The sequence below is a fragment of the Streptomyces sp. NPDC005799 genome, assembly GCF_040630525.1.
Lineage (GTDB): Bacteria > Actinomycetota > Actinomycetes > Streptomycetales > Streptomycetaceae > Streptomyces > Streptomyces griseorubiginosus_B.
The window spans coordinates 236,240-256,839 of the sequence record NZ_JBEXXQ010000002.1 but is presented as its reverse complement, the minus strand read 5'-3'; the positions used below and the strand labels follow the sequence as shown (position 1 = coordinate 256,839).

General features: G+C 71.0%; 21 protein-coding genes and 1 pseudogene. 6 read left to right on the top strand and 16 right to left on the bottom strand.

Annotation, left to right across the window (positions count from 1 at the left end):
• Positions 1-18 precede the first annotated feature (18 nt).
• The 4 genes from ABZ453_RS03145 to ABZ453_RS03130 form a co-directional block, all read right to left on the bottom strand.
• The gene (locus tag ABZ453_RS03145) at positions 19-993 is read right to left on the bottom strand and encodes a hypothetical protein (RefSeq protein ID WP_359010973.1); all 975 of its coding nucleotides are present in this window, start codon (positions 991-993) and stop codon (positions 19-21) included.
• A gap of 178 nt (positions 994-1,171) precedes the next feature.
• Positions 1,172-3,049 (bottom strand): FUSC family protein, encoded by a 1,878-nt coding sequence (locus ABZ453_RS03140; protein ID WP_359010971.1) that lies wholly within the window; start codon positions 3,047-3,049, stop codon positions 1,172-1,174.
• A gap of 582 nt (positions 3,050-3,631) precedes the next feature.
• Positions 3,632-4,363 (bottom strand): hypothetical protein, encoded by a 732-nt coding sequence (locus ABZ453_RS03135; RefSeq protein WP_359010969.1) that lies wholly within the window; start codon positions 4,361-4,363, stop codon positions 3,632-3,634.
• A gap of 213 nt (positions 4,364-4,576) precedes the next feature.
• Complete coding sequence (locus ABZ453_RS03130; RefSeq protein WP_359010967.1) at positions 4,577-5,335, bottom strand: nucleotidyltransferase domain-containing protein; 759 nt, start codon at positions 5,333-5,335, stop codon at positions 4,577-4,579.
• Positions 5,336-5,580: 245 nt separating this feature from the next.
• Between ABZ453_RS03130 and ABZ453_RS03125 the strand changes: the two genes are divergently transcribed.
• Positions 5,581-5,997, top strand: a complete 417-nt coding sequence (locus ABZ453_RS03125) for a RidA family protein (RefSeq protein WP_359010965.1) — start codon at positions 5,581-5,583, stop codon at positions 5,995-5,997.
• Entirely contained in the window at positions 5,994-6,479 is a 486-nt protein-coding gene (locus ABZ453_RS03120) for a GNAT family N-acetyltransferase (RefSeq protein ID WP_359010963.1), read from the top strand. The genes ABZ453_RS03125 and ABZ453_RS03120 overlap by 4 nt, the downstream gene beginning before the upstream one ends.
• A gap of 48 nt (positions 6,480-6,527) precedes the next feature.
• On the opposite strand, the pseudogene ABZ453_RS03115 reads toward ABZ453_RS03120, so the two are convergent.
• The 4 genes and pseudogenes from ABZ453_RS03115 to ABZ453_RS03100 all read right to left on the bottom strand — a co-directional run.
• Positions 6,528-6,902, bottom strand: a pseudogene (locus tag ABZ453_RS03115) (acetyl-coenzyme A synthetase); the annotation flags it as partial.
• 23 nt (positions 6,903-6,925) lie between these two features.
• Entirely contained in the window at positions 6,926-7,888 is a 963-nt protein-coding gene (locus tag ABZ453_RS03110) for an MBL fold metallo-hydrolase (RefSeq protein ID WP_359010961.1), read from the bottom strand.
• Positions 7,889-8,111: 223 nt separating this feature from the next.
• Entirely contained in the window at positions 8,112-8,834 is a 723-nt protein-coding gene (locus tag ABZ453_RS03105) for an aspartate/glutamate racemase family protein (RefSeq protein WP_359010960.1), read from the bottom strand.
• A gap of 5 nt (positions 8,835-8,839) precedes the next feature.
• Positions 8,840-10,315 carry an NCS1 family nucleobase:cation symporter-1 gene (locus ABZ453_RS03100; RefSeq protein WP_359010958.1) on the bottom strand — a complete coding sequence of 492 codons (1,476 nt, stop codon included), beginning with the start codon at positions 10,313-10,315 and terminating at the stop codon, positions 8,840-8,842.
• 144 nt (positions 10,316-10,459) lie between these two features.
• On the opposite strand from ABZ453_RS03100, the gene ABZ453_RS03095 reads away from it, so the two are divergent.
• On the top strand, positions 10,460-11,125 hold the full coding sequence (locus tag ABZ453_RS03095) for a GntR family transcriptional regulator (protein ID WP_359010956.1): 666 nt from the start codon (positions 10,460-10,462) through the stop codon (positions 11,123-11,125).
• 18 nt (positions 11,126-11,143) lie between these two features.
• On the opposite strand, the gene pip is transcribed toward ABZ453_RS03095, so the two are convergent.
• Together pip and ABZ453_RS03085 are read right to left on the bottom strand one after the other, a co-directional pair.
• Positions 11,144-12,106, bottom strand: a complete 963-nt coding sequence (gene pip, locus ABZ453_RS03090; RefSeq protein ID WP_359010954.1) for a prolyl aminopeptidase — start codon at positions 12,104-12,106, stop codon at positions 11,144-11,146.
• Between the two features lie 38 nt (positions 12,107-12,144).
• On the bottom strand, positions 12,145-12,837 hold the full coding sequence (locus ABZ453_RS03085; protein ID WP_359010952.1) for a uracil-DNA glycosylase: 693 nt from the start codon (positions 12,835-12,837) through the stop codon (positions 12,145-12,147).
• A 343-nt stretch (positions 12,838-13,180) separates the two neighbouring features.
• Between ABZ453_RS03085 and ABZ453_RS03080 the strand changes: the two genes are divergently transcribed.
• Complete coding sequence (locus ABZ453_RS03080) at positions 13,181-13,717, top strand: RNA-binding S4 domain-containing protein (RefSeq protein WP_359010950.1); 537 nt, start codon at positions 13,181-13,183, stop codon at positions 13,715-13,717.
• 58 nt (positions 13,718-13,775) lie between these two features.
• On the opposite strand, the gene ABZ453_RS03075 is transcribed toward ABZ453_RS03080, so the two are convergent.
• Positions 13,776-14,216, bottom strand: a complete 441-nt coding sequence (locus tag ABZ453_RS03075; RefSeq protein ID WP_359010948.1) for a DoxX family protein — start codon at positions 14,214-14,216, stop codon at positions 13,776-13,778.
• 87 nt (positions 14,217-14,303) lie between these two features.
• Positions 14,304-15,203, bottom strand: coding sequence for an acyltransferase domain-containing protein (locus ABZ453_RS03070; RefSeq protein WP_359010946.1), 900 nt, complete (start codon positions 15,201-15,203; stop codon positions 14,304-14,306).
• A gap of 64 nt (positions 15,204-15,267) precedes the next feature.
• Between ABZ453_RS03070 and ABZ453_RS03065 the strand changes: the two genes are divergently transcribed.
• On the top strand, positions 15,268-15,534 hold the full coding sequence (locus tag ABZ453_RS03065) for a DUF6343 family protein (protein WP_359010944.1): 267 nt from the start codon (positions 15,268-15,270) through the stop codon (positions 15,532-15,534).
• Between the two features lie 52 nt (positions 15,535-15,586).
• Here the strand turns inward: ABZ453_RS03065 and ABZ453_RS03060 are convergent, their stop codons facing one another.
• The 4 genes from ABZ453_RS03060 to rpsA form a co-directional block, all read right to left on the bottom strand.
• Complete coding sequence (locus tag ABZ453_RS03060) at positions 15,587-15,973, bottom strand: tetratricopeptide repeat protein (protein ID WP_133042746.1); 387 nt, start codon at positions 15,971-15,973, stop codon at positions 15,587-15,589.
• 15 nt (positions 15,974-15,988) lie between these two features.
• On the bottom strand, positions 15,989-16,654 hold the full coding sequence (gene coaE, locus ABZ453_RS03055; RefSeq protein ID WP_359010942.1) for a dephospho-CoA kinase: 666 nt from the start codon (positions 16,652-16,654) through the stop codon (positions 15,989-15,991).
• 45 nt (positions 16,655-16,699) lie between these two features.
• Entirely contained in the window at positions 16,700-17,638 is a 939-nt protein-coding gene (locus ABZ453_RS03050) for a PAC2 family protein (protein ID WP_359010941.1), read from the bottom strand.
• A 190-nt stretch (positions 17,639-17,828) separates the two neighbouring features.
• On the bottom strand, positions 17,829-19,325 hold the full coding sequence (rpsA, locus tag ABZ453_RS03045; protein WP_359010939.1) for a 30S ribosomal protein S1: 1,497 nt from the start codon (positions 19,323-19,325) through the stop codon (positions 17,829-17,831).
• Positions 19,326-19,701: 376 nt separating this feature from the next.
• Here rpsA and ABZ453_RS03040 point away from each other — a divergent pair, with 376 nt between their 5' ends.
• Positions 19,702-20,523 (top strand): class I SAM-dependent methyltransferase, encoded by an 822-nt coding sequence (locus tag ABZ453_RS03040; RefSeq protein ID WP_359011179.1) that lies wholly within the window; start codon positions 19,702-19,704, stop codon positions 20,521-20,523.
• Positions 20,524-20,600 lie beyond the last annotated feature (77 nt).

Below are 20,600 nucleotides of genomic sequence, written 5' to 3'. Positions count from 1 at the left end.
GGTCCCTGCCCGCCGCGCTCAGCGACCGTGGTGCTGGTTCAGGTGGGCCAGGAGCAGGTTCGGGTCCTTCATGGTGAAGTACGCGGCGCTGGGCACGTAGACCAGCCGGTCGCGCACGGCCACGGAGGTCGGGTTGGACAGCCCCTCCCGCTGCGTCAGCACGATGGTGTGGCTGCCGTCGGGCCGGACCAGGGCGACCTCGCTGTCGGTGTTCAGCGCGGCGAGGACGGTGTCCCCGCGCCGTCCGACGAAGCCGAAGTCGTCGATGCCGTCGAGTCCGGTCGCCCGTGTCTCGATCCGGCCCGCCGAGCCGTCCGGGCGGACGGGGATGCGCAGCAGCGTCCCGCGGTCGGTGTTGGACACCCACACGGCGTCGTGGTGGACCTTGATGCCGTTGACGCCGAAGCCGCTTCCGCCCGGCACCGGGTCGAGCGCGGTCCCGCGTGCCCACGCGACCGGCCTGCCGCCCTCCTGCGGCACGCGCCAGACCGTTCCGAGCACCGAGTCGGCGGCGTAGAGCACACCGCGACGCTCGTCGAGCGCGAGACCGTTGGGCAGCCCGTTCTTGGGCAGCCTCGCGATCTGCACGGGCCGGCTGCCGTCGGGGGCGATGCGCCAGATGCCCGTCCAGCTGGTGCCGGTCGCGTAGTTGACGTACAGCGTGCCGTCGTGGGCGCGGGCGATGCCGAGCACGATGGCCGCCTGGATGATGGGCGTGTTCGGGTGGGCCTCGGCGGGCAGCGTGGCGAGGATCCGGGTGTCGCCGTGCCGCGTGACGTTGGCGACCTGCCGGGCGAAGGCGAAGGTCAGGTCGGCCGACCCGTCGGGTTCCAGGGCGATGTTCTCGGGGGTCTGCCCGGCGGCGAAGTCGAAGTGGGCGACGATCCGCGGATGGGACAGGGTCGGTCCGGGACCGGGCACGGGTGCCGCGGCGAGCGCGCCGAGGGCGAGGGCGGCCGTGGCGACACCGGCCAGCTGCGGGAATCGGGGCATGGGTCTCTCCTGGTACGAGGCAGAGGGCACCGGATGCGGCGCCAGACGCAGCGTGCGCGGCGCCGCACGTCACCGGCGGCTGCCCCGGCCGGGAAATCGCCCGAGCGGCCGACGCCCTGTGGGCCGCTTGCCCCAGTGGCCCGGTCCGCCGCAGCGTCCAAAACCGCCGTGCCCGACGCTACCCGGCCAAGGGCAGTCGGGGCAGCCGTACTCCATGCCTCTGGTGCCCCAACTCATCGAGCAGATCTGTCAGTTGCCGCACGTCCCAGGAAGAGAGCCGACCGGAGTCGTCCAGGTGGACGGCGCAGGCGGTGGTGGCGTCCACGAGTCGTTCGAGGGTGGCGACGACGGTGTCCGCGCCCTCCGAGTGCCGGGCGAGCGGCGGAAGTTCGGCGGCGGCCAGGGCGATCGCGGTACGGGCCTCGGCGAGCCGCCGGTAGGCCTCACGGCGCAGGGCCCACCGCACGGCACGGTCGTCGGGCATGCCCTCACCGAGCCCGCTCGGTGAGGGCTCGCTCAGCACATGCCCGAGGTAGGCCTGCGCGGCCGCACCCGCCGCCGCGAGCCGGGACCGTACTCCCCCTCCCCGCTGCCCCGGCATCGGCAGATGGCCGACGACCAGCACGATCGCGCAGGCCAGCAGCGTCTCCCCGATCCGGCTGAGGGAGGCCTGGGGCTCCCCGCCGACCATGACGAGGGCGAGGACGAGCACAGTCACGACGGCGGTCTGCGCGGCGAAGTGCCGGGTGGAGACGGGGATCAGCGCGCCGCTCACCGCCACCAGCAGGATCAGCCCCTCCGGCCGGGGCAGCACGGCGGCCAAGCCGGCGAAGACCAACGCGCCGAGCACGGTCCCGGCGGCCCGGCACAGAACCCGGGAGACAAGCGGCCCGAGGTCCGGCTTGACCAGGAACACGGCGGTGGCCGGGAGCCAGTACCAGTGGGAGTGCTGCCCGTACCAGCGGGCGTGATGCAGATACTGCGCGACGGCGGCGCTGGCCCCGAAGCAGAGGGCGACCCGCAGCCCGTACTCCCGCCCACCGGCCCCGAGGACGAGCCGCGGCACACTCGCAGCGGTCCGCCGGCGGGTGGGCGGATCACCGGCGCTCCCCCGGTCGAAGGCGTCGGCGGCCTGCAGCAGGGCGTCGTCGAGCGCGCGCAGCGCGGGGGCGGACCGGTGGGGCGCGGGCAGCGGCCCGGTGGGCGTGTTCTTCCGTACGGCGGCGGCGAGCCGCCGTGGCCCCTCGGACGTCCGCCCGCCGACCGCCTCCCCGGCCCACGCGAGCGCGGTCGCCGCCTCGGCGAGCGGCAGCGCGGCGGCGTACTGGGCGTGCAGTCGCCGTTCGGCCGCGGAGGAGGCGTACCGCCGCAGCCGAGGCCCGGAGAGGGCGTCCTGCGCGTGGTCGAGGGCGGCTGTGAGCGCCTCCCGCCGTCCGACGGCCTCCGCGCTCCCGACCGCGTCGAGCAGGTCCGCGACGGCGTCGTACACGGCGGCGACGGCGTCCCGCTCCCCGTCGAAGCGGAAGTCACCGGCGGTGGCGCCGGGCGTGGGCAGCGCCAGCCGCAGCGCGAGCAGCCAGCCGGCGCCGCCCAGGTAGGCGATGGCCCGGAGCCACCCGGGCGCGGGCCCCGGCATCCCGGCCCCGATGGCGGAGGCGACGAGCAGTTGTGTCCCGGCACCGGAGGCGACGGGTCCGGCGGCACTGATGCCACCGGCGACGAGCCCGACGCAGGTCAGAAGCAGCGTCAGGGCGACGGCACCGAGGTGCTGCCCGCCGTACGTCCCGACGAGCAGCCCGCCGCAGCCCGCGAGCGCGGGCACACCGATCCGCTTGACGGACATCCGCCGGCTGCCGGGACGGTCGTTGATGCCGGCGAGCATCGCGGCGATCGCGGCGCTGACGCCGAGCTGGGTGCGGTCGGCGAGTACGGCGACGAGAAGCAGCGGCCCGGCGGACAGCGCACCCCGGGCCACCGCGCTCCACGGCACGGGTCCGCCTTGAGCACGAAAGGCATGAGCGAGCCAAGGAGGAAGAGCGACGAACGTACGGGACACAGGGCTCCTGTCCGGACGAGGGCGGGGTACGCCTTCGGGCGACGGTGGCCGGGTGGCGGGGTGGGGTGGGGTGTCCACGGTAGAGCGGCGATCTGGAGCGAACGGGACGATTGTGTTTCCGAGGGGTGACGGTCGGCGCCGGAGCCGCGTTCTTTATGAACGCAATTGCCTGGTGAACGCGAGCGGACCCGAGGGCGTAGCCTGCCCCCGGGTCCTGTGATGCCGTCCAACTGCGCACGCCGGCACGCTTGAGGGTCCAGGTCAGTCGTCATGTCGTCGCGTCCTGCCTTTGGACCACCGCACATCGAGCTGTGCGGACCGGACTTGAACCGGCATTTCGACGCCCTGGGGCCTGGGCCCGGTCGATCCGGCGATCGACGGCGAATGCTGAGTCTGGAGCGAGAGTCTGAGATTGATCGCGGTCTGCCTCTGCCGGTTGGGCTACCGCGGCAGGAACATCGGACGTGGATGCCGCGGGGAGGATTCGAACCTCCACTGGAACCGCGCAGTCACGACAAGCCTCAGCTTCAGCTTGCGCTCCTCGCGCACCCCGGTCACCAAGGACCGGGGGGTCTTTTGAGGCTACCCGAAGAGGTAGCCGAAAACGGAGTCACCGACCCTCTGGTCGACGACGTCGACGCCGTTCGCCTCCTCGCGGGCGAACTTCACGGCCTGCTGCAGTTTCTCGACGCGGTCGAGGAGTTCATTGACGCGGCGGGCGGGAAGAGCACCGGAGAATTTCACGGTGGTCCAGTACCCGACGGGAATGTCCTCGTAATACACCTCGACCTGAGCGGGGTGCTTCTCGGTCGCCTCGGCCTTGACGTGGTTCCGCGGCACTTTCTTGGTGCGAAGGGTCCGTACGGGCTCCGTCTTCCAGGCGTCCGTGGACGGGTCCTGCACCCACGACTCCGAGGCGTCGAGAACGGGCAACTTCCGTACGAAGGTGTTGAGATCGACGAGCTGCTTCTCGAGGAAGAGCAGGTAGGAGACGGGTACGTCGGCGACAAGCACCCGCCCGTCCACCTTCACGTCGGCTCGGGCGGTGCAGTTGGCCCAGTCCTTGGTGGCGGTCACGTCGAACAGGCGGGTCAGGGTGGCCGCGGTGTCCCGCAGCACGTCCTCGGCCTGCACCTGAACGCGCGTCGACTCGGGCGGCAGCTGCTCACCCTCCTCGTCCTTCGGCTGGTAGGTACGCGAGATTCCGGCCAACAACGCGGGTTTCTGCAGCCCGTGGTGAGCGGCCGTCAGGTCCTGGTGCGCCTTGGACTTGATGCCCTTCTCGACTGCGATGATCTGATTGAGTTTCGCCACGACGAGGAAGGTAGCAGCGGCAACTCCGGTAATTCGAGCGATTATTCGCACCGCCATGCGGCCCCGGCGCCGGCCGGGATCACGGCCGGCAGGAGCAGGGGCGGCATGAGGGGGTGCAGCGCCGAGGAAGTGGCCGAATCGCCGACGACGGGACCGCCAGTGACGTATGAGGTTCTCGGCTGACCCACGACGGCAATGTGAGCCCGGCCGGGGTCACAGGGCTGCGAAGCGTGCCTCGGTCTCGGCGATCGCCCGGCGCAGTGCCTCGGGTTCCGCTCGCAGTGCCGCGAGAACATCGTCGAGCTGCCGTAGTCCGGCCCGCTCCAGCAGCCGCTTCTCGTTCGTCACCCACTCCCCCCGCCCCGCGAGCACGGCATGCCCCGTCTGCACGGCGGCGGTGGCGATGGCACCCGCGACCTCCGTCAGGCGGCCCGCCGGGGCGTGGTTGGCCCTGGCGTAGCGGAGGGTGGCCCGGGCGGTGCCGTGCCAGCGGCCGGCGGCGCAGGCGCGCAGCTTGTCGGGATACGCGGCGGGGCGCCGCAGTTCACCGCGGAGCACCTGGTTGATCGCCAGTTCGGCGACGACCAGGTAGCTCGGAATCCCCGCGAGATGGAACAGCAGCGGCTCCACCCGGAACCGCCCCTGCTCCGCCTCGGCCATCTCGTGTTCCACCACGTCGAGATCGCGGTAGTGGACGTCGACGCGCCGCCCGTCGATGGTCAGCCACGCGCCACCGTTGAACACACCGCCACCCCAGCCGCCGACCTCCGAGACCTCGCCCTCCCAGCCGAGGGCGCTGAGGTCGGCCGGGTCGAAGTGGCCGCGGTAGTAGACGGCCAGGTCCCAGTCACTGTCCGGCCGGTCGGTGCCCTGGGCGCGGGAACCACCGAGGGCGACCGCCCGGACCGTGGGAAGGGCCGCGAGGCGGCCGGCGACGGAGTCGAGGAAGGCGGAGTCGGTGAGGGCGGGCATGAAAACAAGGCTGGCGGGTGGGGATGGGGGGTGTCGAACAGTTATCCCGTCGCGTGTCCCGCTCGGTTGTGCGATGCCCCCGGCGACAGGTGCTTGCGCGGATCGCGGCGGCGCCAACCGAGGAGGGCGCGGAAAACCAGATGCGGAGCCCGGCCGCGGACCGGACCATCGGTGAGTCGTCCAACCTCGCCGCACCGCCACCCGCGTCCTCTTCGCCACCCACGTCGACCCCAGGAGTCGCCCCCGTGATCCGTCGTGTCACCGTCCCCGGACTCTTTCCGCCGCCCCGTTACTCCCACGCCTCCGTCGTCGAGGCAGGCACGCGGCTCGCGTTTCTCGCCGGGGCCGTGCCGCTCGATGCGGAGGGGACGTTGGTCGGTGAGGGGGACCCCGTGCGGCAGGCCGAGCAGGTGCTGGTGAATCTGGCGGAGCAACTGCGGGCGGTCGGGTCCGGCCTGGCGCATGTCGTGGCGACGGACGTGTACGTCGTCGCCGCCGAACCCGCCGTGCTGTCCGCCGTCTGGGAGGTCGTCGAGGCGTCCGGGCTCAGTGGGGGGCCGCACTCGTCGACACTGATCGGTGTGGCCTGCCTCGGCTACACCGGGCAACTCGTGGAGATCACCGCGACCGCCGTCGTACCGGACGGGGACGACCGCCCGTGACCCGCGCCGAACCATCCCGCCCCCTCCACGCCGACGTCGTCCTGCGGCGCGCCGCCGCCCCGGACGCCCGTGCCGCGGCCGACGTCTGGCTGTCTTCCTTCGCCGCCGCGCTGCCGACCGTCGTCAGCCCTCGGTCCGCCGACGAGGTGCGCGGCCACTTCCGGGACGTCGTGGTGCCCTTCCGGGAGACCTGGGTCGCGGACGCCGGGGGCGGGCACGGGATCGTCGGGGTCATGGTGCTCGCCGACGTCGAGCTGTCCCAGCTCTATCTCGCCCCCGACTGGCGTGGACACGGCCTCGGAGACCGGTTCGTCTCGCTGGCCAAGGAGCGCAGTCCGCTGGGGCTCACCCTGTGGACCTTCCAGGTCAACAAACCCGCCCACCGGTTCTACGAGCGCCACGGCTTCGTCGCCGTCGAGTACACGGACGGCGGCGGCAACGAGGAGCGGGAGCCGGATGTCCGGTACCTGTGGCGCCCCTGATCCGAGGCGCGCGAGCCCCGCACACGCCCCCGCTGGAAGCGACGCCTTCTACTGATCCTCACCTCCCGCCGAGCCGGCCGAGGGCAGCCGCTCCCGGATCTCGTCCATCACCGTCGAGTCCGTCAGTGTCGTGACGTCACCGAGGTCCCGTTTCTCGGCGACGTCCCGCAGCAGGCGGCGCGTGATCTTGCCGGAGCGGGTTCTGGGCAGTTCGGCGACCACCAGGATCTGCCGCGGCCGGGCGATCGGACCGATCTCCTTGGCGACGTGGGCGCGCGGCTCGGCCGCCACCTCGTCGGCACCGGCCTCCCCGGCCCCCGCCCCGCCCGCGTCCCCGCGCAGGATGACGAAGGCCGCGACGCCCTGCCCGGTCGTCGCGTCGGTGGCGCCGACCACGGCGGCCTCAGCGACCGTCGAATGGGAGCGGGTTCCCCGCCCGCGGATCCCTAGTCGTCGCCGCGGTTCCGGTACGCCCAGTCCGCCGCCCGCGCGGCGAGCGCCACGAGGTCAGGTTCCCCGGTGTCGCCGTCGAGGTGGCGGTACTCCACGGCCGTGAGAATGACGACCCGCTCCGGCAGACCCAGTTGATCGTAGAAGCCGCCCGCGAGGATGTCCGCGGCGGCCTCCCCAGCAGAGCGACCGGCGGCGTACCGGTCGTGGATCAAGGCCTCCAGTTCCCGAAGGTATGTGACATGGCACTGGACGTCCCGAGGCGTCATCACCGCCCCGTGCCCCGGCACCACGACCTCCGGCTGCAGCGCCAGAATCGCCTCGCAGGCGGCGACGACGTTGGTGAGCGGCCCGTTCCAGTGCACGGGATGGTCTCCCGCGAACAGAACATCCCCAGCGCACACGACCGCCCGCCCCGGGAAGTGAACGACGAGGTCACCGGCCGAGTGCGCGGGCCCCACCTCGATCAGCTCGGCCCGGACATCCCCCACGGTCAGCTCGTACCGCCCGGAGAAGGTGATGGTCGGAGGGATGGCCTCGACCCCCTCGTACCGATAGCGCCCGAAGTGCCGGCGCGCATACCACCCGAGCGGCTGGTCGGCCGGCGTCTGATGGGTCAGGAAGTGCATCTGCTGGGGCGACGGCTCATGACACAGATGCTCCGCCCCGGCCTTGGTGGCGATGATCTCGGCACCGGGAAAGCAACCGTTCCCGAATGTGTGGTCCCCATTGCCATGGGTGTTGACGATCGTCCGCACACCACCGGCAGCAGGCAAGAGGCAGCCGGCGGCAGCGACGAGAGCCTCGGTCATCACCCGGTCGTACGGGGTGTCGACGAGGGCCGCCTCCTCCCCCGAGGTGATCAGCAGACAGTTGGCGAAGCCCCAGGTCCCGGTGTGTGCCGGGGCCCACAGATGCAGCCCCTCGGCCACCGGGGCGAGTCCGTCAGGAAGGTTCATGCCGATCATTGTGCTGACCCACCCACGGCCGCCCACGCGCGGGAGCGGGTCGTGGCGGTGCGGCGCAGCCCGCCGCTTACGCGTCCTGGACGCCCCGAACCTGACGAGCAGGCGTCAAATCCGTCGGCGGCGGGCTCGCCGTACCGCCACGACCCCGACCCACGACGCACCTCAGGGGCGCGGGGAACTGCGCGAGAAACCCCCACGCACCCGCACCATTCATTCACCCCCCACTCCCCACGCCCCACACCCTCCGCTTGGGCACAGGCACCCCATAACTCCCCGCCCGACTCGTAGTCAGCCCCAGCCCCACCAATGACTCCGCCAGCTTCACCGCCGCCCCGACCCCGTCGACCACCGGCACCCCCAGCTTCTCGCTCACCACCCGCTGCAGCCCCGTCATCCCGGCGCACCCCAGCACCAGCACCTCGGCCCCCGCCTCCCGCGCCCGCTCGGCCGCCGACAGGAACGCCGCCTCCGTACGGTCGGCGTCACCGAGATCGAGCACCCCGAGCCCGGTCCCGACGACCGCCGCGCAGTTGCGTCCGACGCCCGCCAGCTCCAGGCTGTCCTCGATCTGGCCACAGGACCGCTCCAGCGTGGTGACGACCCCGTACCGCCGCCCCAGCAGACACGCCAGATGCGCCGCGGCCTCGGTGATGTCGACAACGGGCACGTCGACCAACTCCCGTACGCCTTCCCGCCCGTGCTCCCCGAACCCGGCCATGACGACCGCGTCATAGTCGGGCCCCTCGTACGTCCGCAGCAGATCGATGACGGCCGCGGCCGACAGATAGCTGTCCAGCCACCCCTCCGCGGACTCGGGCCCCCACCCCGGGGTGAGACCGAGCACGGCGGTGCCCGGGCCTGCCGCGGCCCGGGCACCTCGCACGATCTCCTCGGTCATCTCCTGCGTGGTGTTGCAGTTGGTGACGACGATCCGCACGTCTGTCAGACCTCCACCACAGCGGGCTCGGACGCCGGCTCGGACGCGCGCTCGGCCCGGCAGATCAGCAGGTACAGCCCGGCGGCGAGCGCCGTGCCGATGAACCATGAGTACGGGGCCACGTCGCTGAAGGTCTTCACCAGCGCGAGCACCGCGGCGACCCCGGCGGAGGGCAGGAAGGCCCACAGCGCCTTGGGGTTGACGCCCTTCTTGTAGTAGTAGCGCGAGCCGGGTCGGGCGTCGAAGAGTTCGTCGACGTTCACCCTGCCCCGCTTGACCCAGTAGTAGTCGACCATGATCACACCGAACAGCGGGCCCAGGAAGGCACCGAGTCCGCCGAGGAAGTAATTGACGACGGTGGGGTTGGAGAAGAGGTTCCAGGGGGTGACGACGAGCGCAGCGACCGTGCTGATCATGCCGCCGATCTTGAAGGTGATCTTCTGCGGCCAGACGTTGGCGAGGTCGTACGCCGGTGAGACGAAGTTGGCGACGATGTTGACGCCCATGGTGGCCACGGCGAAGGTGAAGGCCGCGATGACCAGGACCCAGGTGTTGCCGATCTTGGCGACGAGCTCCGCCGGGTCGGTGATGGCCGTACCGAACACCTTCAGCGAGCCGGCCGTTACGATCACCGAAACCACCACGAAGGCGGTGGAGTTGATGGGCAGGCCCCAGAAGTTGCCGCGCCGCACCGTCTTGTAGTCCGGCGCGAAGCGGGAGAAGTCGCAGAAGTTGAGCATCAGCGTGCCGTAGGTGGCGAGGATCAGCCCGATCGCGCCGAACCACTGCCGCCACTGCTCCCCCACCGAGACGGGATGCGGCGTCGAGGTCAGCGAGATGCCCCAGTCGGCCTTCCACAGCACCCACACCGCGAGCGCGATCATCACCAGCCAGATCGCGGGTCCGCAGAAGTCCTGGAACTTCCGTACCGATTCCATGCCCTGGCTGATGATCACTGCCTGGATCAGCCACAGGGAGACGAACGAGCACCACCCCAGCGCGTCGAGCCCCAGGAACGAGTGGTGCGTCCAGGATTCCAGCCCAGGCCAGGCGGCGAGCAGCATCACGTTCACCGCGACCGAGGCCAGGTAGGTCTGGATGCCGTACCACATGATGGCGATCACGGCCCGGATCAGGGCCGGGATGTTGGCGCCCCAGACGCCGAAGCTGATGCGGCTGACGACCGGGAAGGGCACGCCGTGCCGCTGGCCGATCCGGCCCATCCAGTTCATGCCGATGTAGATCAGCACGAAGCCGATGAGCAGGGCGGTGAAGACCTGCCAGACGTTCATGCCGAGGACCAGCAGTCCGGCGGCGAAGGTGTAGTTGCCGAGGTTGTGGACGTCGGACATCCACATGGCGAAGAGGTCGAAGACCTTCCAGTTGCGCTTCTCGGCGGGCGCGAGGTCTTCGTTGGTGAGCCGGGGATCGGGGACGAACGCTGGGGCGCCGGTGGCTTCGGCGCGGTCGGCGAGGGACACGGGGCCTCCATGGGCAAGGGGACGGAGGACGACAGCCGTTTGGTATACCAAACTGCCGACATGGTCCCGTCGTCAAGAGTTCGGACCGATGTCCCGCTTGTTAACGCTCGGTAAAAGCACCCCGGAGTCGGCGAAGATGGCTCCATGAGCTCCACGACGACGAAGATCGAACCTCTGGGCGCGGTCCGCGAGCGGGTCCTGGCGAGCCTGCGCCAGGAGATCATCTCCGGCCGGCTGGGCCCGGGCGACCGCCTGGTCGAGCGGGAGCTGGCCGAGCGCCTCGGCGTCTCCCGGGTACCGGTCCGCGAGGCGATCCGGGCCCTGGTCGCCGAGGGGTTCGTGCACTTCGAGACCCCGCGCCGCACGGTAGTGCGCCGGCTCACCCCGAACGACGTCCGGGAACTGTTCGAGCTGCGGGAGGCCCTGGAGGTGTACGCGGCCGGTCTCGCCGCCGCCAACGCGACCCCGGAGGACCTCGCCGAGGTCGAGTCACTGCTCGACCGCGCCGCCGCAGCGACCGAGGACGGCGACGCCGAGGCGATCACGGACATCAACAGCCGACTGCACGACCGGATCGTGGCGATGGCGGGCAACAGCCTGATCGTCGCCGCCCTGGAACCGGTCGCCGGACGGCTGCGCTGGATGACCCGCAGAAACGAGGAGTGGCCCCAACTCCTCATCGAGCACCGGGAGTTGTACGACGCCATCGCCTCCGGCGACCCGGAGCGCGCGCGGGCGCACGCACTGGCCCATGTGCGGACCAATTATCGCTCCACGGTCAGACATCTGTTCGGAGAGGCGGAGGCTTAGCAGCGGAGGCTTGGTCGGTCACCCGCGGGCGTACTTGTCCGTGGCCGCCACGAGCGCCTCCGCCATTGCGGGGGTGCCCGTGGTGTGGCCGACGTCGTCCACGATCACCAACTCGCTGCCGGGCCAGGCGTGGTGGAGCCGCCAGACGATGCCCAGCAGGTTGCCGAAGTCGAGGCTGCCCTGGACGAGGGTGCCGGGGATGCCCGCCAACTGCGGTGCGTCCCGCAGGACCACGCCCTCGTCGCCGCCCTCACCCAGGAAGTGGCCGTTACCCCAGTAGTGCGTGACGGTGCGGGCGAAGCCCATGCGGAACTCCGGGTCCTCGAACCGCTCGACGGACCGTGGCGGCGCGGGGATGATCGCCGTCTCCCAGTCGGTCCAGGCGCGCGCGGCCCGCTGCCGTGTCCCGGGGTCGGGCGACTCGAGGAGCCGGCTGTAGGCGGCGGCCAGGTTGCCGTCCCGTTCGTCTTCGGGCACCCCGGCCCGGAACCGCTCGAAGGCCTCGGGGAAGAACTGACCGAGTCCCCTGGTCAGCAGGGCCACTTCGGCGTCGGATCCGGTGGCGACCCCGGTCAGAACCAGTTCGCTCACCGCGTCGGGATGCTTCTGCGCGTACCGCAGTCCCAGCACGGACCCGAAGGACACGCCCCACACCAGCCACCGCTCGATCCCCAAGTGCCGCCGCAGCAGCTCCAGATCGGCGATGAGGTGGGCGGTCGTGTTGACGCTCATGTCGGTGTCGTACGCGCTCGCGGGCGGTGTGGAGCGTCCGGCACCGCGCTGGTCGAGGAGCACGATGCGGTAGAGAGCGGGGTCGAACAGGCGCCGGGGATACGGCCCGCAGCCGGAACCGGGGCCGCCGTGCAGCACGACCGCGGGCTTGCCATGGGGATTTCCGCAGGTCTCCCAGTACACGCGGTTGCCGTCGCCGACATCGAGCAGGCCGTGGTCGTACGGTTCGATCATGGGGTAGAGGGGCATCAGGGCACCGTAACGCTGCCCTGGTCATGCCCGCATGCTCATTTCACCGGCAGTCCCGCCGCCTCCCCCGCGGTGCGCAGGACCTCCCTCAGCATCTCGGGGGTGAGCTTGCCGGTGAAGGTGTTGCGCTGGCTGACGTGGAAGCAGCCGAAGAGGTCGAGGCCGTCGAGCGGCACCCGTGTGCCGTGCCCGAACACCGGTCGGGGCCGGGGTACGGTCCAGCCCGCCTCGGCGAACGCGGGCAGCGCGGCCTGCCAGCCGAAGGCGCCGAGGATCACGACCGTGCGCAGCGTCGGCCGCAGGAGCTTCAGTTCCTGGACGAGCCAGGGCCGGCAGGTGTCCCGTTCGCCGGGAGTGGGCTTGTTCTCGGGCGGGGCGCAGTGCACGGGCGCGGTGACCCGCACGCCGTGCAGGGCGAGGCCGTCGTCCGCCGAGACGGAGGTCGGCTGCGAGGCCAGCCCCACGTCGTACATGGCCTGGTACAGCACGTCGCCTGATCGGTCGCCGGTGAACATGCGGCCGGTGCGATTGCCTCCGTGGGCCGCCGGGGCGAGCCCGATGACCAGCAGCGAGGCGTCCGCGGGCCCGAAGCCGGGCACGGGGCGGGCCCAGTACGTCCAGTCCTGGAAGGCCGCCCGCCGGACCCGCCCGACCTCCTCGCGCCACTCCACCAGCCGGGGACACGCGCCGCATCCGGCGATCCGCTGATCAAGCTCGGCCAGACTGTCCATGTGTCAACGGTACGGCGGGGTCTCCGACCGGCCGACAGGGCACCCGGCGTCGACCACACGTGACTACGCCCAACCCCGACGGTCCGGCAGCGGCGTGAGCACGCCGGCCGGCGGGTTGGCGGACGGCACGAGCGCGTACGACGCCCGCAAGGCCCGACGGCTCACCACAGCGGCCGCCCTCCTTCCCTCCGGAACTCCGCAACGAGCGCACAAGGCGCCCGCAAGGGCCAACGGCCGCCGCGACCACTGTTCTCCCCTCCGAAGCCGCATGACCGGCCCGCCCACCCGTACCAGGGCGGAAAACCGCCGGGGGCGCGCGCGGCGGAGGACTAAGGTCGGGGGCATGGGTTTGGAAGGTGACGAGGTGAAGAGCGGGCCGGGTGACCCCGAGGAGGCGCCCGTGGCCGGCACTGCCGAGAGCGCGGCGGCCGACGATCCCAAGGTCGCCGCCGCGATCGCCGCCGCCGAGGCGGCCGGGCCGGCGAACGGCGAGAGCGTGCGCGTCGACAGCTGGATCTGGGCCGTACGCCTCATCAAGACCCGCTCGCTCGGCGCCACCGCCTGCAAGGGCGGGCACGTCCGTGTGAACGGGCAGAACGTGAAGCCCTCGCACACCCTCCGCGTCGGCGACGAGGTGCGGCTGCGCCACGAGGGCCGAGAGCGGATCGTGATCGTCAAGCGGTTGATCCGCAAGCGGGTGGGCGCTCCCGTGGCGGTTCAGTGCTATGTCGACAACTCCCCTCCCCCGCCGCCGCGCGAGGCCGTCGCCCCCATCGGCATCCGCGACCGCGGTGCGGGCCGCCCGACCAAGCGCGACCGGCGGGAGCTGGAGCGCCTGCGGGGCCTGATGGGCGGCTCCGGGCGGCCGGGCGGCCACTGACCCGGGCATGCGGAGGTGGCGTCCGGCCCTGACCGGACGCCACCTCCGTCGTCGGGGCTCAGGCCCGTCGTCGTACCAGACCCAGCAGATCCCTGGTGGAGCCGCGCCGCGCCCAGGCGATCAGGGCGAGCGGCACGATCAGGATCAGCGGGGTCGCGGCGTTCTCGCCATGGAAGACGATCATCTGGACGAAGAACGCGCCGACCATCAGCGCACTCAGCGCGATGGCGGCCACCGATTGCAGAGCCGGGACCAACAGGGCCACCGCACCGGCCAGTTCGAGCGCGCCGATGGTGTACATGCCCGCGCTGCCCCAGCCGATCTTGTCAAAGGCGTCCACGGCGTACTGGTTGCCGATCAGCTTGGGCAGGGCGCTCGCGACACCGTAGAAGAGGGCGAGCAGCACCTGCACGGTGCGCAGGGCGATCCGGGCGCGGCGACCACGGGTGGGGACGGCGGTGGGGGCGACGGAGGTGACGGGGACGGTGGTCTCGGACATGGTGTTCTCCTGTGGTGAGCGGTGCGTCTCGCTGTCACAGGGGTAGACCGGGGCCCTTGCCCGAACTCATCGGTGCCCGCGCCCTTTTCACAACGGGAACCAGCCGTGCCCGGTGTACCAGTGGCCGCCCGCCCGCAGATGGTCCCCGACGGCCCGCTCCAGGGCGCTGCGCCGGGGCAGGCTCTCCACGGGCAGCGTCGGATCGCCGAAGACGAACTCCACCGGGTCGGTGTCCGAGGGCTCCCGCTCCTCGCGGGCCAGGCGGAACCGGTCCTGGAAGCGGACGATGTTGGAGCCGGCCGGCAGGTAGTCCCGCAACTGCGGGTCCAGCAGCCAGGAGTGACAGGTCGCGACCCGGTACTTCTCCTCGGGGAAATGCCGGGCGAAGAACTCCGCCGCCAGCGCCAGCGAGCGGTCGCAGGCGGCCGGGGAGAACGGGCCGAGGAAGTCGGGGATGTGCAGGCTCAGACACGGCGTACCCGGACCGACGTCGAGCCCGGCCGCCGCGAGCGCCGTCCCGGTGCGCCGTCCGAGCCGGGTCCGCTCGAACTGCAGCCTGCCCAGCTGGTACAGCTCGCCGCGGAAGTGATGCCCGAACCACCACACCGCGTGCACGCCCGCCACGCCGTACCGCCGGCGGTGCACCGCCATGTGCCGGCCGAGGTCGGCGAGAGTGCGCCGGGAGACATCGTCGGGGATGCCCCGTCCGCGGTGGTAGGCCCGGGTGTACGGCAGCGCCGCCACGAAGACGTACACGGGGAAGCAGCGCTGCAGGGGACCCGAGGGCCAGTCGAGGTCGGGCAGATCCAGCTCGGTGCCGAGCTCCCCCAGCCCCTCGACGAGCTCCGCGACCGACGTCTGAAGCGCCTGCCGCAGCTCCGGGTCGTCGGTCACCCGGCGGCTCATCCGTACGAGGTCGCCGATGTCCTCATGGGGTACCGCGAGATCGAGCAGTACCTCGGCCAGTTCGTCCGCAGCCGGCAGCACGGGAACCCCCTTTGGTGAACGTCCGCATCGAAGAGTACGTTGCAAAGAGGAGTGGTGATCGGCGATGCGTACCGGCAGTGAACCCACGACCGCCCGCAGCGCACTGCGGGCGCGGTTCTGGCTGAGCGTGTGGGGGCTGATCTGGACGATCTTCGGCACGGCGGCGTTCGCACTGGCCGGGCGGCCGGGGTGGGCGGCCGCCTGCGGGGCGCTGTGGCTGGTGATCACCGTCGACATGGCGATCATCCTCAGACACATCCACCAGGGCCCCCACTACCAGCCGGGCCGTGACATCCCGCCGTATCGGCCGCCGGAGAGCCGGCCGCACTGACGGCTGTCCGGCGACGCCCGCATGGTCCGTCGGGCGGGCCCTGCCGGCCGGCTCACGCCGGATCGTCGAAGCGGGCCGCCTTCAGGAACTGGGGGTTGGGGTCCAGGGCGGCCGCCAGACGGAAGTGGCGTTTGGCCTGCTCGCCCCGGCCCTGGCGCTCGTAGGTGCGAGCCAGCGCGAAATGCGCGAACGCGTTGTCCGGTTCGCGCTCCAGGACGATGGTGAACTCCAGCTCCGCGGGCCGCAGTTGGGCGGCGGCGAAGAAGGCCCGCGCGCGCAGCAGCCGGGCGGCGGTGTTCTCGGGGTGGGCGGCGATCACCGGGTCGAGCAGCTTCACCGCGCCCCGCGGATCACGTGCGTTGAGCAACTGCTCGGCGGCACGGAAGTCGATGACATGCGTCTCCGGAGTACGTCCGGTCGAACCGCTGGTCTCGGGCACGGCACAGTCCTTCCCTCACTGGAGCGGTTCAACGCGCCTGAAGCACCCCGCTATTCCTGGGGCCGACGGGACGACCCCCCCCTGAGAATGGGCTCTTCGGACGAGGTCGGCCCACACGTCCTTCACCCGGCGCCGCAGTTCCTCGAGCGGTACGTCGTTGTCGATGACGACGTCCGCGATCTCCCGGCGTTCCTCCCGGCTCGCCTGGGCGGCCATGCGGGCCCGCGCGTCCTGCTCCGTCATGCCCCGCAGTCGTACCAGCCGGTCGAGCTGCGTCTCGGGACTGGCGTCGACGACGATCACGACGTCGTACAGCGGGGCGAGGCCGTTCTCGGCGAGGAGCGGCACGTCGTGCACGACCACCGCGTCCTCGGCGGCGGCCTGCTCCAGCTCCCGGGAGCGGGCGCCCACCAGGGGATGCACGATCGAGTTCAGCACGGCGAGTCTGTCCGGGTCGGCGAAGACGATCGAGCCGAGTCTGGGCCGGTCGAGGCTGCCGTCGGCGGTGAGCACGTCCTGGCCGAAGGCCTCGACGACCGCCGCCAGCCCGGGCGTCCCCGGCGCGACGACCTCGCGCGCGATGCGGTCCGCGTCGATCAGCACGGCGCCGCACGCGACGAGCAGCCGCGACACCTCGCTCTTACCGGCACCGATGCCCCCGGTCAGGCCGACTTTCAGCATGACCGAGAGCTTACGGCCCACCACTGACAACGCACCCCTCAGGTGTCAGTTGTCGCCCTCGCGCTCCGCCAGGAACTTCTCGAACTCCCGCCCGATCTCGTCCGCCGACGGGATGTCGACGGGCTCGGCGAGCATGTTGCCCCGGCTCTCGGCGCCCGCGACCGCGTCGTACTGGTTCTCCAGGCCGGTGACGAGGGAGGTGAGCTCCTCGTCGCCCTCCTGGACCTGGCGGTCGATCTCGGTCTGGGTGCGGTGCGCGTCCGTGCGCAGCGCGTGCGCGATGCCGGGCAGGACCAGCCCGGTGGCGGCCGTGACGGCTTCCAGCACCGTCAGCGCCGCGTCCGGATAAGGAGAGCGGGCGATGTAGTGGGGCACGTGCGCGGCGACGCCCAGGACGTCGTGGCCTGCCTCCATCAGCCGGTACTCGACCAGCGCCTCGGCGCTGCCGGGTACCTGCGCCTCGTCGAAGGGGCTGCGGTGGCCCGGGACCAGGTCGGTGCGGTTGCCGTGCGGGGTCAGGCCCACGGGACGGGTGTGCGGGACGCCCATTGGAATGCCGTTGAAGCTCACGGACAGGCGCACGCCGAGCCGCTCCACGATCTGCTGGACGGCCGCGGCGAAGCGCTCCCACTCCACGTCAGGCTCGGGCCCGGACAGCAGCAGGAAGGGCGCTCCGGTGGTGTCCTGCACGAGCCGCACGTCGATGGTGGGCTCCTCGTAGTCGGTCCACCGGTCGCGCTCGAAGGTCAGCAGCGGGCGGCGGGCACGGTAGTCCACGAGCCGGTCGTGGTCGAAGCGGGCGACGAGCTGGTGGGGCAGCGAGTCGAGCAGCCGGTCGACGATCTGGTCACCGGTCTCGCCCGCGTCGATGTATCCGTCGAAGTGGTAGAGCATGACAAGGCCGGCCGACTCCTGGGCGAGCGCCATGTCGACGACGGCGAGGCCCTTCGGCTCCCATGCGTACAAACCCTGCGGATCAAGCACTGTGACCGCTCCTCCTCGTGTTCATACGCTTCAACGCCCCCTGGACCAGGGACATTCCCACCGGCGCCCCTGATCAGCCGTCTCTTACGGGCTTTCATGACAAGGCGTACGGCGACGTCCCAGGTCAACGCTGAGGGGCCGCACCTCGAAAGGTACGGCCCCTCAGTCAAGAGCTACTGCTCAGTGGGCGTCAGCTCTGCCCACCCGCCAGCTTCTCCCGCAGCGCGGCGAGCGCCTCGTCCGAGGCCAGCGCGCCGGAGTTGTCCGGGCCCTCGGAGGAGTACGAACCGCCACCCGCGGCCGGAGCCGCACCCGCGGTGTCGCCGCCCTCGGCGGCAGCGGCGGCGTCGGCCTCGCGGCTCTTGATGACCTGCTGCTGGTGCTGCTCGAAGCGCTGCTGCGCCTCGGCGTACTGGGACTCCCACGCCTCGCGCTGGGTCTCGTAGCCCTCGAGCCAGTCGTTGGTCTCGGGGTCGAAGCCCTCGGGGTAGATGTAGTTGCCCTGGTCGTCGTAGGACGCGGCCATGCCGTACAGGGTCGGGTCGAACTCGACCGAGGCCGGGTCGGCACCGAAGGACTCGTTGGCCTGCTTCAGCGAGAGGCTGATGCGACGGCGCTCGAGGTCGATGTCGATGACCTTGACGAAGATCTCGTCGTTGACCTGGACGACCTGCTCCGGGATCTCCACGTGGCGCTCGGCCAGCTCGGAGATGTGGACCAGACCCTCGATGCCCTCGTCCACGCGGACGAACGCACCGAACGGAACCAGCTTGGTGACCTTGCCGGGCACGACCTGGCCGATCTGGTGCGTGCGGGCGAACTGCTGCCACGGGTCTTCCTGGGTCGCCTTCAGCGACAGGGAGACGCGCTCGCGGTCCATGTCGACGTCGAGGACCTCGACCGTGACCTCCTGGCCGACCTCGACGACCTCGGAGGGGTGGTCGATGTGCTTCCAGGACAGCTCGGAGACGTGGACCAGACCGTCGACGCCACCCAGGTCCACGAAGGCACCGAAGTTGACGATCGAGGAGACCACACCGGAACGGACCTGACCCTTCTGCAGGGTCGTGAGGAACGTCTGGCGGACCTCGGACTGGGTCTGCTCCAGCCAGGCGCGGCGGGACAGGACCACGTTGTTGCGGTTCTTGTCCAGCTCGATGATCTTCGCCTCGAGCTCCTTGCCCACGTAGGGCTGGAGGTCGCGGACGCGGCGCATCTCGACCAGGGAGGCCGGGAGGAAGCCACGGAGGCCGATGTCGAGGATGAGACCACCCTTGACGACCTCGATGACGGTACCGGTGACGATGCCGTCCTCTTCCTTGATCTTCTCGATGGTGCCCCAGGCACGCTCGTACTGGGCGCGCTTCTTCGAGAGGATCAGGCGGCCTTCCTTGTCCTCCTTCTGGAGGACCAGGGCCTCGATCTCGTCGCCGACGGCGACGACCTCGTTCGGGTCGACGTCGTGCTTGATCGAGAGTTCGCGGCTCGGGATGACACCTTCGGTCTTGTAACCGATGTCGAGCAGGACCTCGTCCCGGTCGACCTTCACGATGACGCCGTCGACGATGTCGCCGTCGTTGAAGTACTTGATCGTCTCGTCGATCGCGGCGAGGAAGGCTTCCTCGTTACCGATGTCGTTGACCGCTACCTGCGGGGTGGTGGCGGTGGTCTCGGTGCTGCTCGTCATGTGGGAAAGGGCTCCGGTACGGACATTGAAGTCGTAGGTACTGCTTACGCCGGGAGCCCGTTTCGCTCTGAAGAAGCCGGACAGCCAAGGAAGCGCCACAAAACCACTGGTGGCGCCTCGAGAACCGAGGGGACATACAACAGATGCGAGCGCAGCCTGCTACGTCTGAGGTGCGCAGGCCCGCAGCGCAACTTGTAGCATACGGGGGCGGCCAGGCAGGGTCAATGCGCGAAGGCGCACACCCGGGGCGGATCGCCCCATACCCGGCACAAGAACTGTCTCGCGAGGCCACGCAGGCCAGCGACACCCCTTCCGTGACACCCCGTGGGCGCCGGTCGGCAGGAAGAGCCCGCAGACTAATACGAGGGAGCCGATCATCCAAGAGCCCGTTTCTTCCGAGACCGAGTTCGAGCCGGAGGCCACCCGGCGCGCCACCGACGTCAGTGAGAGCGCCCGGGCCAACCGGGGCTGGTGGGACCGGAACGCGGACGAGTACCAGGTCGAGCACGGCACGTTCCTCGGCGACGACCGGTTCGTGTGGGGTCCCGAGGGGCTCGACGAGGTGGAGGCCGAGCTGCTCGGCCCGCCGGAGGACCTCAAGGGCAGGGACGTCCTGGAGATCGGCGCCGGCGCGGCGCAGTGCTCACGCTGGCTCGCCGCGCAGGGGGCGCGTCCGGTCGCCCTCGACATCTCCCACCGCCAGCTCCAGCACGCCCTGCGCATCGGCGGCTCGTTCCCGCTGGTGTGCGCCGACGCGGGGGCCCTTCCCTTCGCCGACGGCTCCTTCGACCTGGCGTGCTCGGCCTACGGGGCGCTGCCGTTCGTGGCCGATCCGGTGCTGGTCCTGAGGGAGGTCCGGCGGGTGTTGCGCCCGGGCGGGCGGTTCGTCTTCTCGGTCACCCATCCCGTTCGCTGGGCGTTCCCGGACGAGCCGGGCCCGGAGGGGCTGAGCGTGTCGGCCTCGTACTTCGACCGGACTCCGTACGTCGAGCAGGACGAGGAGGGCCGCGCGGTCTACGTGGAGCACCACAGGACGATCGGCGACCGGGTGCGGGACGTGGTGGCCGGCGGCTTCCGGCTGGTCGACCTGGTCGAGCCGGAGTGGCCGGCCTGGAACACCTCGGAGTGGGGCGGCTGGTCACCGCTGCGCGGGAACCTGATCCCGGGCACGGCGATCTTCGTCTGCGAGCGGGACTGACGCAAAAGCGGGACCGCCGGGACTCCCGGGACGCACGCGCGCGTGACGGCGTTTCCGGGAGCCGTACGACACTGGGG

Excerpts from the sequence above, each read along its gene's own strand:
- ABZ453_RS03075 (WP_359010948.1), bottom strand. The coding sequence starts at position 14,216 with ATGTCCGAGACCACCGTCCCCGTCACCTCCGTCGCCCCCACCGCCGTC.
- ABZ453_RS03065 (WP_359010944.1), top strand. The coding sequence starts at position 15,268 with ATGCGTACCGGCAGTGAACCCACGACCGCCCGCAGCGCACTGCGGGCG.
- coaE (WP_359010942.1), bottom strand. The coding sequence starts at position 16,654 with ATGCTGAAAGTCGGCCTGACCGGGGGCATCGGTGCCGGTAAGAGCGAG.
- ABZ453_RS03080 (WP_359010950.1), top strand. The coding sequence starts at position 13,181 with ATGGGTTTGGAAGGTGACGAGGTGAAGAGCGGGCCGGGTGACCCCGAG.
- pip (WP_359010954.1), bottom strand. The coding sequence starts at position 12,106 with ATGCCCCTCTACCCCATGATCGAACCGTACGACCACGGCCTGCTCGAT.
- ABZ453_RS03145 (WP_359010973.1), bottom strand. The coding sequence starts at position 993 with ATGCCCCGATTCCCGCAGCTGGCCGGTGTCGCCACGGCCGCCCTCGCC.
- rpsA (WP_359010939.1), bottom strand. The coding sequence starts at position 19,325 with ATGACGAGCAGCACCGAGACCACCGCCACCACCCCGCAGGTAGCGGTC.
- ABZ453_RS03085 (WP_359010952.1), bottom strand. The coding sequence starts at position 12,837 with ATGGACAGTCTGGCCGAGCTTGATCAGCGGATCGCCGGATGCGGCGCG.
- ABZ453_RS03110 (WP_359010961.1), bottom strand. The coding sequence starts at position 7,888 with ATGAACCTTCCTGACGGACTCGCCCCGGTGGCCGAGGGGCTGCATCTG.
- ABZ453_RS03095 (WP_359010956.1), top strand. The coding sequence starts at position 10,460 with ATGAGCTCCACGACGACGAAGATCGAACCTCTGGGCGCGGTCCGCGAG.
- ABZ453_RS03130 (WP_359010967.1), bottom strand. The coding sequence starts at position 5,335 with ATGCCCGCCCTCACCGACTCCGCCTTCCTCGACTCCGTCGCCGGCCGC.